Origin of the sequence: Mesorhizobium sp. M0960 (genome assembly GCF_040319055.1) — a bacterium.
Taxonomy (GTDB): domain Bacteria; phylum Pseudomonadota; class Alphaproteobacteria; order Rhizobiales; family Rhizobiaceae; genus Mesorhizobium.
Genome location: NZ_JAMYNN010000042.1, coordinates 1 through 11,888, shown reverse-complemented (window position 1 = coordinate 11,888; position 11,888 = coordinate 1). Strand labels below are relative to the sequence as shown.

8 protein-coding genes and 3 pseudogenes are annotated in these 11,888 nt (G+C 59.5%); 7 read left to right on the top strand and 4 right to left on the bottom strand.

What is annotated here, in order from left to right; genetic code table 11:
* The 4 genes and pseudogenes from NKH63_RS31005 to NKH63_RS30990 all read left to right on the top strand — a co-directional run.
* Positions 1-281, top strand: a 281-nt coding sequence (locus NKH63_RS31005) for a transposase domain-containing protein (RefSeq protein ID WP_352920448.1), incomplete at its 5' end; no start/stop codon positions are given.
* A 569-nt stretch (positions 282-850) separates the two neighbouring features.
* Positions 851-2,401 (top strand): annotated as a pseudogene (istA, locus tag NKH63_RS31000) (IS21 family transposase).
* Positions 2,402-2,418: 17 nt separating this feature from the next.
* Complete coding sequence (gene istB, locus NKH63_RS30995) at positions 2,419-3,195, top strand: IS21-like element helper ATPase IstB (protein ID WP_031212798.1); 777 nt, start codon at positions 2,419-2,421, stop codon at positions 3,193-3,195.
* Positions 3,196-3,311: 116 nt separating this feature from the next.
* A complete protein-coding gene (locus NKH63_RS30990; protein WP_352920445.1) occupies positions 3,312-4,292 on the top strand; it encodes a site-specific integrase in 981 nt (326 codons plus the stop codon).
* A gap of 470 nt (positions 4,293-4,762) precedes the next feature.
* Here the strand turns inward: NKH63_RS30990 and NKH63_RS30985 are convergent.
* From NKH63_RS30985 to NKH63_RS30970, 4 genes and pseudogenes are all read right to left on the bottom strand, one after another.
* Positions 4,763-5,608: pseudogene (locus tag NKH63_RS30985) on the bottom strand (IS66 family transposase); the annotation flags it as partial.
* Positions 5,609-5,673: 65 nt separating this feature from the next.
* Positions 5,674-5,751, bottom strand: coding sequence for a hypothetical protein (locus NKH63_RS30980; protein ID WP_352920451.1), 78 nt, complete (start codon positions 5,749-5,751; stop codon positions 5,674-5,676).
* A 61-nt stretch (positions 5,752-5,812) separates the two neighbouring features.
* Positions 5,813-5,992: an IS66 family insertion sequence element accessory protein TnpB gene (tnpB, locus tag NKH63_RS30975; RefSeq protein WP_352920441.1), complete on the bottom strand. Its 180-nt coding sequence runs from the start codon at positions 5,990-5,992 to the stop codon at positions 5,813-5,815.
* Between the two features lie 85 nt (positions 5,993-6,077).
* Positions 6,078-6,383 carry a transposase gene (locus NKH63_RS30970; RefSeq protein ID WP_352920438.1) on the bottom strand — a complete coding sequence of 102 codons (306 nt, stop codon included), beginning with the start codon at positions 6,381-6,383 and terminating at the stop codon, positions 6,078-6,080.
* 869 nt (positions 6,384-7,252) lie between these two features.
* On the opposite strand from NKH63_RS30970, the gene NKH63_RS30965 reads away from it, so the two are divergent.
* The 3 genes and pseudogenes from NKH63_RS30965 to NKH63_RS30955 all read left to right on the top strand — a co-directional run bounded on the left by NKH63_RS30965 (position 7,253) and on the right by NKH63_RS30955 (position 11,740).
* On the top strand, positions 7,253-8,728 hold the full coding sequence (locus NKH63_RS30965; RefSeq protein ID WP_352920435.1) for an NAD-dependent succinate-semialdehyde dehydrogenase: 1,476 nt from the start codon (positions 7,253-7,255) through the stop codon (positions 8,726-8,728).
* A gap of 13 nt (positions 8,729-8,741) precedes the next feature.
* On the top strand, positions 8,742-10,145 hold the full coding sequence (locus NKH63_RS30960) for an aspartate aminotransferase family protein (protein ID WP_352920432.1): 1,404 nt from the start codon (positions 8,742-8,744) through the stop codon (positions 10,143-10,145).
* A gap of 242 nt (positions 10,146-10,387) precedes the next feature.
* Positions 10,388-11,740: pseudogene (locus tag NKH63_RS30955) on the top strand (Glu/Leu/Phe/Val family dehydrogenase).
* The last annotated feature ends 148 nt before the right edge of the window (positions 11,741-11,888 follow it).

The window sequence follows — 11,888 nt, the reverse complement described above, 5'->3', positions numbered from 1 at the left end:
AAGCCGACGTCCGAAATACGGGTGCCAACGGTAATGGACCTCGACCTCCTGCCCAACATGGGCAGAATGACCCCGAGATGGCAATTACCCGAAAGAACAGCCTCTTCGCGGGCAGCGACGGCGGCGGACGGACATGGGCCACCATCGCCACGCTGCTGACCACGGCCAAGATGAACCAGGTCGATCCGCACGCCTGGCTCACCCAGACCCTCGAGCGCATCGCCAATGGCTGGCCAAACAGCGCTATCGAGGCGCTCATGCCTTGGAACTACCAGCGCTGAACGGCATCAGCTACCCGCTTACCATCCTTCAGCCACAGCCCCGCGCTTGGCTGCAGGGCAGTATTCTTCGGCCCTACGTTTCGCAGTACGGTGAGCACTTGCAGCGAGGAAGATATGCGCCGAACACGCAGCGCGCCTATCTGCGCTGCGTCGCTCACTTCGCCCATTGGCTGGGTCAGGAAAGGTGCGACCTGGAAGCGATCGGCCAAAGCGCCGTTATGCGCTTTCGTCTCGGAGCACCTGCCGGCGTGCGCCTGCCCCGACCCGGTCCGTCGTTTGCCGTGAGCCGCAGGCGGCACTGGGCCATCTTCTGGAGGTACTCGAAGCCGGCGGGGTGGTGCTGCAGTCTCCTGCCTGCAATTCCAACATCGAACAGGAGCTGACGCGCTCCGATGCCTGCGGGTTTCGCAAAGTCCCGGACAAGGAATTCAGTAAGTCGCGGACACGGATTTCAGTAAGTTCGGGACAGGGATTTCAGTAAGTCGCGGACAAAACAGGCGGCGGAATTAGGTCGATTTTCGTGAGCGCCGATCTGGCATTTTGCCCTCGTATTCGAAGCGAGGACATCAATGCCGAGACGGAAGCGAGCGAGACATACGAGCGTGAAGGACATCCGATCGATACTGCGGCTGACGTTCGAGCAGGAACTCCCTGTGCGGGCCGTTTCGGAGCGTTTGAAGATCAGCAAGACGTCGGTATCGACGTATCTGCTGCGGGCACGGGAAGCCGGACTTGCGGTCTGGCCGCTGCCCCCTGGACTGGACGATGACGAGGTTCTGGAGCGACGGCTCTTTCGCCGGATGGGACGGCCGCCGCGTGACATCGATGAGCCGGACTGGCCGAAGATTGCCAGCGAGCTGAAGCGCAAGGGCGTGACGCTCAATCTGCTGTGGCAGGAATATCGTGAGAGCCATCTGGACGGCTATGGCTACACCTGGTTCTGCTGCCGTTTTGCCGAATACGAAAGCCGCGTCAAACCCAGCTATCGCAGCCGGCACGTTGCTGGCGTCGCCATGGAGTGCGACTATGCTGGCCACACGATCCCCGTCGTCGACCCGTCGACAGGAGAGATCCGCGCAGCGCAGATTTACGTCGCGGTGCTGAGCGCGTCTCAATTGACGTTCTCTTATGCGAAGCTTCAGCCAGAAGCTGCCGGATTGGATCGAAGCGAACCAACGGGCCTTCAGTTACTTCGGCGGCGCGACGAAGAGGACGATCTGCGACAATCTCAAATCCGCGGTTGCCAAGGCTCTTTGGTTCGAGCCGACGTTAAATGCGACCTTCGCCGCCTTCGCCGAGCACTACGATACGACCATCCTGCCAGCGCGGCCAAAACGTCCTCGGGATAAGCCATCCGCCGAAGGTTCAGTTTTAATCGTCGAGAGGTGGGTGCTGGCCAGGCTTCGAAATGAACGCTTCTTCAGCCTTGCTGATCTCAATATCCGGATCAGCAGTTTGATCGAAGACCTCAACGGCCGGACCATGCGCCGTTATGGCAAATCCCGCCGTGCGTTGTTTGATGAGATCGAACGCACCCAGCTCAAGCCACTGCCGGCAACACCGTTTGAATATGCAGAATGGAAAGTCGCCAAGGTCCATCCCGACTATCATGTCGAAGTCGACAAGACCTTCTACTCCGTGCCGCACGGTCTGATCGGCAGGCGGGTCGATGTGAGACTGACCTACCGGGCGGTCGAGATCTTCTTTGACCATAAGCGGATCGCCAGCCACATCAGAAGCTCGCAGCGCTCGGGCCATATTACCGTCAATGAGCATATGCCGAAGTCCCACCAGCGCTATGCAAACACGACGCCTCACACGTTGCGCAAGGAAGCGGCAAAAGTCGGGAGCAATACGGCGATATTTATCGAGCGTCTGCTGAGTGACCGCCCGCATCCGGAACAAGGCTATCGATCCGCGCAGGGCGTCCTTTCCTTGGCGCGACGCTACAAATCCGATCGCCTGGAAATGGCGTGCGAGCGTGCCTTTTCAATGCAATGAGCTATTCGTCCGTCGCCAACATTCTCAAATCTGGTCTCGACCAAGCTGCGCCCGTGAGCGAGGCCGTCAAGCCGGCACCGCCGCACGGCAATATCCGCGGCAAAACCTACTATCAATGAGAAAGGAAAACACCCAGATGCTGACACATCCAACCCTTGATCAAATGCACACGCTCGGCCTTGCCGGAATGGTCGCGGCCTATCGCGAGCTTGCCGAGCAGGTCCATGGAAACGACCTCAGCTTTGACGAGCGGCTCGGCCTGATGCTCGACCGCGAGATCGCACTGAGAACAGACAAACGGCTGACCAATCGGTTGGCAACAGCAAAGCTGCGTTTTGCCAATGCCTCGATCGAAGACATCGATTTTAGCACTCACCGCGGCCTTGATCGCCGGAACGTCTTATCCTTGGCGCAGGGGGCATGGCTGAAGGCAAACGAGAACTTGATTCTGACAGGCCAAACGGGCACCGGAAAGACATGGATTGCCTGCGCCTTCGGACGACAGGCGGCCCGTCTGGACTATTCCGTGCTCTACGTTCGCATGCCACGGCTCTTCGAGGATCTCGCACTTGCAAGGCTCGACGGACGCTTCCCGCGCCTTATCGATAAACTCGCTCGCGTCCAGCTGCTGATCCTCGACGATTGGGGAACGCATACGCTGAGCGACAGGCAGCGCCTCGATCTGCTCGAAATCTTCGAGGAGCGATACCGGCGGAAATCGACGCTGATCACGGCTCAACTTCCTGTGGCCGCCTGGCATGAAATGATCGGAGAGGTCACTTTAGCCGATGCGATCCTGGACCGTATCGTTCACAATGCGCACCGCATAACGCTCGAAGGCGACAGCATGCGAAAGCGAAAACCATCGACGCTCTTGACCGGCAGCGAAATAACCGAAATCAATCACTCCTAACAGCAACAAGGCAACCGGAACTCGATCGCTTCCGTTGCCCGCGACTTAGCGAAACGCTTGTCCGCGATTTACTGAAACGGCTGTCCCAATTTAGTGAAATCCGCACCGATGCCCACATGCGCGACGTCAGGGGACTGGCGGACAACACCTGTCGGAAGCGTTGCCGAGTGATCGGAGGATTTCTTGTCGAGCATTTCGGCGAGCAGCCGATCTCCCTGGTGACGGTCAACACCGCACCCATCAGCCGCTTCGTCCTTGGCAAACAGGGGCGAAGACCCACCACCGCCGCGGTCGGCGTCATCATTGGCTGCTATCTCCGCTTCCGCAGCATGTCCGGCGACCGGGTGGGCGAACTGAAGGCCGCGATTCCCCGGGTCGCCCACTGGCGGTTGGCTTCATTGCCTGAGGTGCTGACCGGCGCCGAGATCGACGAGCTGCTGAGTTCCTTTGATCAGGCGTTCCCGTCGCGCCTGCGGGCTTATGCGATGGTGCGTTGCCTGATCGATCTCGGTCTGCGATCCAGCGAAGTCGTCAAGCTGCAGCTTGACGACATCAACTGGGCCGATGGCAGGATCAAGCTTGTCGGCACCAAAAGCCGACGCGCGGATGCTCTGCCGCTACCGTCCGAGACGGGAGCGGCGATTGCAGCCTATCTGCACGAGGAGCGGCCCGCGACGTCGAACCGGGCCATATTTGTTCGCCATGTTGCCCCCTACGACGAGCCGATCGCGACCAAGAGCGTCAAACGCGCGGTGCTGGCCGGCTACCGACGATGTGGATGGACGCGGACCGGTGTCCACATTCTCCGCCACAGCATGGCGAGCCGACTTCTGCGCGCCGGCGCGCCGATGAAGGAGATTGCGGACATCCTGCGGCATCGAAGCCTCGACACGTCCGCCATTTACGCAAAGGTCGATCTGACCAATCTTGCAGCCGTGGCCCTACCCTGGCCGGGGAGGCGCAATGACCGGCGCGCGCACCATGCCCTCGCTGGCAGAGGACTATTTGTCCGAACGCCGCGCCCTTGGTTTCGCCCTCAGGATGCAGGGCCATCAAATCACCGCCTTCGCCTTGTTTGCCGACGAGCGCGGTCATAGTGGCCCGCTCACTAACGATATCGTCCTGAACTGGGTGCAAGGCCAGACCTAACGGGCCAGTCCTTTCTCATGGGCCCGGCGCCTCGAGGCCCTTCGCCCGTTCGCGAGGTATTTTGCCCGGCTTGATCCCGGCACCGAGTTCCCACAAACGGCGACCTTTGGTCGTTCACATCGCCGCCTCGCAACGCACATCTATTCGGAGCAGGAGATCTGCGATCTTGTGACCGCTCTTCGCGCCTCGCCCAACGCACATGTACCTTCAGGCGGATCTCGCCATGAAAGAGCGTACGCTCAACCGGCTGCAGCCCATGACGGCCAGTCAAAGCCGGTATCGACCGCCGGATCAGCTCATGCAGTTCCTGTTGAGCCTTTAATAATTATGCGCAGTTCACCAGTTGGAAATAGTTAGGGAAACCGATGGTTATACGCTCCTGTCCCGATGAGCTGCGCATAATCATCGGGTGCGCATAATCGCGCGTATAGGTCCATATGCGCCCGGTCGCGCGCTTGCCCTTCGCCAGGATGGGAATGGTGGTGTCGTCGCCATGAAGGCGCTCGGCCGCGAGCACATGGCGCTCGATCAGCTGGACGAGCGGCATGACGGCGAAGGTTCCGTGGCCGACCTGATCGGCCAGCGTCGACAGCGGCAGCTCGATCCCCTCGGGCTTGAAGCGCGCGCTCTGGCGGTTGAGTGGAGCATGCATGCCAAACTTGTCGAACAGGATTGTCGCCAGCAGTTGGGGACCGATGAAGCCGCGCGGTGTGACATGGAACGGCGCCGGCGGCTGGGTGATCTTCTCGCGGTCGCGGCAGGTAAACTTTTCGCGCACCGTTTCGATCAGCTTGAAGCGGCGCTGGATCTCCTCCAGCGTCTCGGTCACGTCCTCGCCCAGCTTGGACAGCCGGGGTCCGCCGCAGCAGGCGCAGGCGGTGGGAGGCTCGATGATGACGCGCTCGCGTCGATATTCTCTGGCCAGGGCTTACGCACTGGTCGCTTGCGCGCGAAGGCGCGCACGCTCTGGGTCTTCGCCGCCGCAGCGGCCGCGGCAAGCTCATCCTCGCTCGCCGCGGTCACGAGGTCTCAAGCTGAAGTTTCCATCTGCTGATCAGGCGCGCCGTGCGTTCGGAACGCTGGCCGTATTTCTCGCGCTTCAGCTTCTCGATCATACGTGTAGATGTGCAATCAGCGCCTCGGTGTCCGATAGTTTCGCCTGCGCGCTGGCAGCCACCGCCTCAGCTTGTCGCCGTGCTTCGCGTTTGGCCCGCAGTGCCGCCAGGGCACTCGCGAGGTCCGAAGGAAGATCATCCGGCTTCAACGTCTTAAGGCCAGTGGATCAGATTTTGCCTGCAATTTCAAAATGTAAATGCTAGCCGACCCGCGTTAGACGTTACGCCAATCGATCCCGGACAGGAGATAGCTCAAATGCGCCGTTGACATCGTAACGCTTCCGTCTGCCAGAGGTGGCCAGATGTAGCGGCCGCGCTCAAGACGTCTCGTAAACAGGCACGATCCTTACGCATCATTGCCAAATAATCTTCAGGAGATCACCTCTTTTACCGCGAAAGCAAAAAATATGACCGCTCAGCGGATCCTTCTTCAAGATCTCCTGCACGCGTAGAGCAAGGCTGGGAAAGCCGCAGCGCACGTCGGTGTGCCCCGTCGCCAGCCACACTCGCACCCCCGTCGGAATTGGGATCATCGCAGCGTTTCCAGGCCGCGCATGACCCGAAGCAGCGCTTCCACGTCCACGTCGGGCTCGACGATGACCCTGCGGCCATTCACGCTCACCACTTCCATGGCGCCCGCCAGCCGGTTCTGGACCTCTTCTTTGGCTGCTCCGGTACGATCATCGTTGGCTCGAAACCGCAGACGCCACCTTCGCCAAGCCGACCCTCGCGATGAGCCTTGCGCCAAGCAAACAGCGGTGGGGTGGAAATCCCGTGACGCCGCGCTGTCGCGGATGCCTGCCGCTGAGCCGAATAGCTCTCCTCGACGATCCGCAGCTTCTCCCCCTCCGACCAGCGGCGCCGGCGGCCAGTGTCAACAATCTCGAGACGAGTGACTTGGCGACAATCAGTAGCGATATCCATACCGACAGTCAGCTACACCCTCCGTTCGCCCGCAAGGCGGCCCTCCTCGGACGCGTACCGCTCGTGGAGAAGACTTGGATGTTGATCTGCTGCCCTGGATGATCGGCTTCGCGCCGAACGGCTGATGGAAATGGAGGTGCGCGCGCCGCCCCCGGCGCCGCGTATGGCGAGAAGAACCGCTGCAGCTCGTCCATGTCGGTATGCAGATCTGTGCGCTGAACACTGGCGGGGTAGCACCGGCGTTCTGTCCGTTGCTTGAGCATGTCGATGTCTTTGGCGCGATGGGCCAATTGTATTCAAATCCGTAAAACCGTACTAGGGTCTGTTGGGATTCAGTATTCTCACCCTGGCTTGGTTGTAATTGATCGGGATAGGGGGACGCCTCGCGACGCCGCCCCTCCCACACTGCCGAGCATAAGGGTCCGTACCACGGCGGGAGGCCTTAGTGAAACATTTTTGGATTGGATGTGTCGCAGCGAGAGACCAGTGGTTGCGTCTGATTGGGGACATTGGAGTCCGATTCCCGGAGCGCTGACAGGGTTGCCCCGCGAACGCGCACCTCACGTTGTGCGCAATGGTTGTGAGGCGAAACGAATGGCTGAGGAATCAGCCCGGGACCGTGGTTGGAATGCCGGCCCGTTTGCGTGATCTCGACTTGCTGGGCTCTTTAGCGGCAAGCGCCGTTTACCGACGCCTGGCAATTGTTCATTTGACCTGCTCGGGCGGAGCCAGACGTCTGTATCAGGATCAATTCTGCGTGGATTAGCTCTTGATTGCAGGAATGCAGCCCAAAGAGCCCCAATTGCGCTGCCGATCGGCGCGGAACCACCAATAATCTAGTGGACACTACACATCTAATGGAGTCTTAGATGAGGGGCACCTCGATCGCCGCACTACGCAGGCTCAAACGGCCAGACCTTCTGCGAGGAAGTGCGTATGTGAAGGGCGCCTGGCTCTCGAGGCCGGATACTATCAGCGTGTTTGATCCTGCAAACGGTGACGAGTTGGCTCAAGTAGCGGCTTGCGTAGATTCCGACATTGATGACGCGGTTCTTTTTTCGAGAGCAGCGTTTCTCCAGTGGCGCGACATGCTTCCTTTAGAACGTGGTGTAGTTCTGCGGAAATGGGCGATAAGTATACGAGAAAACGCAGAAGACCTGGCTGTCATCATAACCGCCAAGCGAGGTAAACCGATCGCTGAAGCCAGAGCCGAGCTTTCATACGCTGCTGGGTTTCTTGACTGGTTTGCGGGAGAAGGCGAACGGGCTTATGGCGAAACTATCCCCAGCCATCTCGCCAGAAGCAGGCTGGCCGTGAATTTGCAGCCGATTGGGGTGACCGTCGCCATTACGCCATGGAACTTTCCATCGGCAATGATTACCAGAAAAGCTGGGGCCGGGCTGGCTGCTGGCTGCACAATGAACGTAAAGCCGGCACCGGAAACGCCCTTATCGGCGCTTGCCCTTGCCCGTCTCGCCGAGGCTGCGGGAATCCCGCCGGGTGTGTTTCAAGTGATCACTGGCGAAGCTGCGCCACTTGCGCAAAAGCTTTTGAAGCATACCGACGTGCGTGCATTCTCTTTTACGGGTTCGACCGAGGTCGGCCGAATCCTGCTCGAGCAATCCGCGAAGACTGTGAAGAAGGCCTCGCTCGAACTTGGGGGTAATGCTCCTTTCATTCTTTTCTGCGACGCGCCAGTCGACGCTGCGTTCGCTGACTGCATGGCAGCCAAATTCGCAACATCAGGCCAGGATTTCGCGACGAACCGGATTTATGTGCAGCGAGGGGTCTACGGTCATTTCGTAGAAAAATTTGCCAAGGCCACCGGCAAACTACAGGTCGGCCACGGATTGGAGCCGGGTGTGGACATCGGTCCGATGACAAAGGCGGCTAGTGCTAACAAGCGCAGGCAACAGATTTCTGAGGCTCTGGCAGCGGGGGCTCGGATGGCAACGGGCGCACAGGATAATCCGCTTGGTGGGAACTTCGTCCCGCCGACCGTGCTTGCCGATGTGACCGATGACATGCTGGTTGCAAAGGACGAAACGTTTGGTCCTGTGGCTGCGATCCTGCCCTTCGAAGACGAAGGCGAGGTGCTTGAGCGCGCGAACAAATCGGAGATGGGCCTCGCGGCGTATGTTTACACCCGAGACCTTAACCGCGCGATGCGGCTCACCGCCCGCCTTGAGTACGGCATGGTTGCCGTCAATACACCAAAATTTACCGGAGCCAGCATTCCGTTCGGCGGCTGGAAACAATCCGGCCTTGGCCGCGAGGGCTCAAGGCATGGTCTCGCCGAACATCTCGAACCCAAATACGTCTGTAACAGCAACATCGCGGCCTGAAAGGAAGCATCTAATGACCTTCAATATCAAAGAAATAAGCGAAAAGGACCGGAACTCGGTGCTGCATCCTTTCACTCAGCTCAAGGATTTCGCTATCGGTAAGCTCGGCGAGCCGACGATCGTCGAGACAGGGAAAGGAATCCGCATTCAGGACGCGCATGGCAACCAATTTATCGATGGTTTTGCCGGCCTCTATTGCGTCAATGTCGGCTATGGCCGTACCGAAGTGGCTGAAGCGATCTCGCGTCAAGCCCATCGCCTAGCTTATTATCACTCTTATGCGGCGCACACGACAGACGAGCTCGCGATCCTCTCTGATCGCCTGGTCAAGATGGCGCCTGGCAAGATGAGCAAGGTGTTCTACGGAATGTCCGGCTCGGACGCCAACGAGACCCAGGCCAAGCTCGTCTGGTATTACAATAATCTTCGCGGCAAGCCGACCAAGAAAAAGATCATCTCCCGTGAACGCGGCTATCACGGCTGCAGCGTCGTCTCCGGCTCGATGACGGGCATGAGCTTCTATCACGACCATATGGACCTGCCGCTTCCGCAGATTGTTCACACCAGTGTCCCGCATCATTACTGGGGCGCAAACCCAGGCGAGACCGAGCGCGATTTCTCAGCGCGGCGGGCCCAGGAACTTGATCAGCTGATCGAACGGCTCGGCCCAGACAATGTCGGCGCCTTCATCGGTGAGCCGGTGCTCGGCACCGGAGGCATTACACCTCCGCCGGAAGGTTACTGGCAAGCGATCCAGGCCGTTCTCAAGAAGCACGATGTGCTGCTTATCGCCGACGAGGTCATTACTGGCTTCGGCCGCACGGGATCGATGTTCGGCTCGCATCACTATGGCATCGAGCCCGACCTGATCACGATCGCGAAAGGCCTGACCTCCGCCTACTTCCCGCTCTCGGGCGCGATTGTTGGCGAGAAGGTCTACCAGGTCCTGGAAGACGGGGCTGACAAGGTTGGCGCATTCTCGCACGGGTACACCTACTCGGGTCATCCGATCGGAGCAGCCGCGGCGAACGCGGTTCTCGACATTGTCGAGAAGGAAGACCTCCCTGGCAACGCCCGTGACGTCGGTGCCTTTTTCCAGGGACAGCTGAGGGAGAAGTTCGCGCAGTTGCCGATCGTCGGTGAGGTGCGTGGCGTCGGCCTGATGGGCGCCATCGAATTTGTCGCCGATCGCGAGAACAAGAAGCGTTTCGATCCCTCGCTCAAGGTTGGCGCACGCATCTCAAAGGCCGCTCGCGACCGCGGACTGATTGCCCGCGCCATGCCACATGGAGATATTCTTGGCTTTGCTCCACCGCTCGTAACAACCAAGGCTGAGGCTGAAGAGATTGTTGCAATCGCCGAAAGCGCCGTTCGTGTTGTCATGGAGGAACTCACCCGCGATGGCCATAAAATCTGAGAGATCGCCTGTGAATCGCTCGGACGTCGGGTCGATATTGCGTCCTCCACGACACTTGGCCGAGCGCTTTGCAGAGATGGCTTTAGTGGATTGATAAAGGGAATTCTCCATTGGGTGCGGTGAAACTGCCAGAACTTCGGTCGAGCGAAGCGCAAGCGGCGATTAGTCCAGAGAGGGCTATTCAATTGCCTACCGCTCCCACGGACTTTCTGCAGAGCGTTGACCAGAACTTCCGTCATGCGATGTCCTTCATCGACCTTCCGGAGGGGCTCTCCGAGCGGATCGTTCAATGCAACTCGACCTATACGGTGCGCTTCGGCGTCAGGCTGCGTGGGCGCATGTACAGCTTTGTCGGCTGGCGCTCGGTGCACAGTGAACATTCGAGCCCGTCAAGGGCGGCATCCGGTTTACGCCCGATGCCGATGCCGAGGAGGTGGAGGCGCTAGCAGCATTGATGACGGTCAAATGCGCGCTGGTCGATGTCCCATTCGGCGGCTCGAAGGGTGCGCTCAAGATTGACCCGCGCAAATGGACTGCTCAGGAGCTAGAACGCATCACGCGCCGCTTCACCCAAGAACTCACCAAGCGAGGTCTGATCGGTCCCGGGCTCAACGTACCGGCCCCCGACGTAGGCACGAGCGAGAGGGAAATGACCTGGATGATGGACGAGTTCCGCCGAGCAAATCCCACTGATATCGTCAATGCGCGCGCTTGCGTGACAGGCAAGCCGCTCTCCAAGGGCGGAATCGCCGGACGCACGGAGGCGACCGGCCGTGGGTCCAGTTCGCCATTCAAAGTTATCTCCGCGATCAGCGTACGGCGGGGATTTTTGGACGGCGGGATCTGAAGGGGGCAACTGTCGTCGTTCAGGGGTTTGGCAATGTCGGCTACCACGCCGCCAAGTTCCTCTCTGAAGAGGATGGTGCGCGTATCAAGGCGGTTGCCGAACGCGACGGATATGTCGCCAACTCTGAGGGGCTTGCCATCGAGGCGCTGAAGCAGCATCAGATGCGAACCGGCAGCATTCTGGGATTTGACGACGCCATATCTTTCGCTGGTGACATGACAGGCGTGGAAGAGGAATGCGACATTCTTGTTCCAGCGGCAATGGAGAATGCCATTCATATTGACAACGCCAAGCGTATCAAGGCGCGTCTCATCGTCGAAGCCGCAAATGGCCCGGTCACCTTCCAGGCGGATCAACTGCTGCGCTCCCGAGGAGCGACAATCCTCCCCGATCTCTATGTCAATGCAGGCGGAGTGGTGGTGAGCTATTTCGAATGGGTGAAGAACCTTACTCACATCCCATTCGGTTTGATGGAAGGCGTCGTCGCGAGCGGCGCAACCACACCATCGCTACAGCGCTTGAGCGCATGACAGGCAAGCCTTTTCCGGCGGAGATGCGTGACGAGTTCCTGGAAGGCGGCGCCGAGATCGATCTTGTCCGTTCCGGCCTCGAGGACGTTATGCGCGGCGCTTGGGTGAACATAGCTGATCTTCTTGAGGCGCAGCCTGAACTCGGCGACTACAGAACGGCCGCCTATGTCTCGGCTATGCGCAGGATCGCTGCTGCGTATGAGGCAATAGGAATATGAGCACTTCACTTTCAGCACAGCCCAGGGCGCGGGCGAGCGATACTGGATTCGCCGACCCGCTGAGGTGCCGTAGCGGGAGTGGTTGGAATTGGGAGTTGGCGTAGTCTCCGGGGTGTTCAACCTCGAATCATCCGGCGTTAGAGCGCCG

Coding starts and splice junctions, on each gene's coding strand:
- istB (WP_031212798.1), top strand. CDS start 2,419: ATGCTGACACATCCAACCCTTGATCAAATGCACACGCTCGGCCTTGCC.
- NKH63_RS30990 (WP_352920445.1), top strand. CDS start 3,312: ATGCGCGACGTCAGGGGACTGGCGGACAACACCTGTCGGAAGCGTTGC.
- tnpB (WP_352920441.1), bottom strand. CDS start 5,992: ATGATCCCAATTCCGACGGGGGTGCGAGTGTGGCTGGCGACGGGGCAC.
- NKH63_RS30960 (WP_352920432.1), top strand. CDS start 8,742: ATGACCTTCAATATCAAAGAAATAAGCGAAAAGGACCGGAACTCGGTG.
- NKH63_RS30970 (WP_352920438.1), bottom strand. CDS start 6,383: ATGGATATCGCTACTGATTGTCGCCAAGTCACTCGTCTCGAGATTGTT.
- NKH63_RS30965 (WP_352920435.1), top strand. CDS start 7,253: ATGAGGGGCACCTCGATCGCCGCACTACGCAGGCTCAAACGGCCAGAC.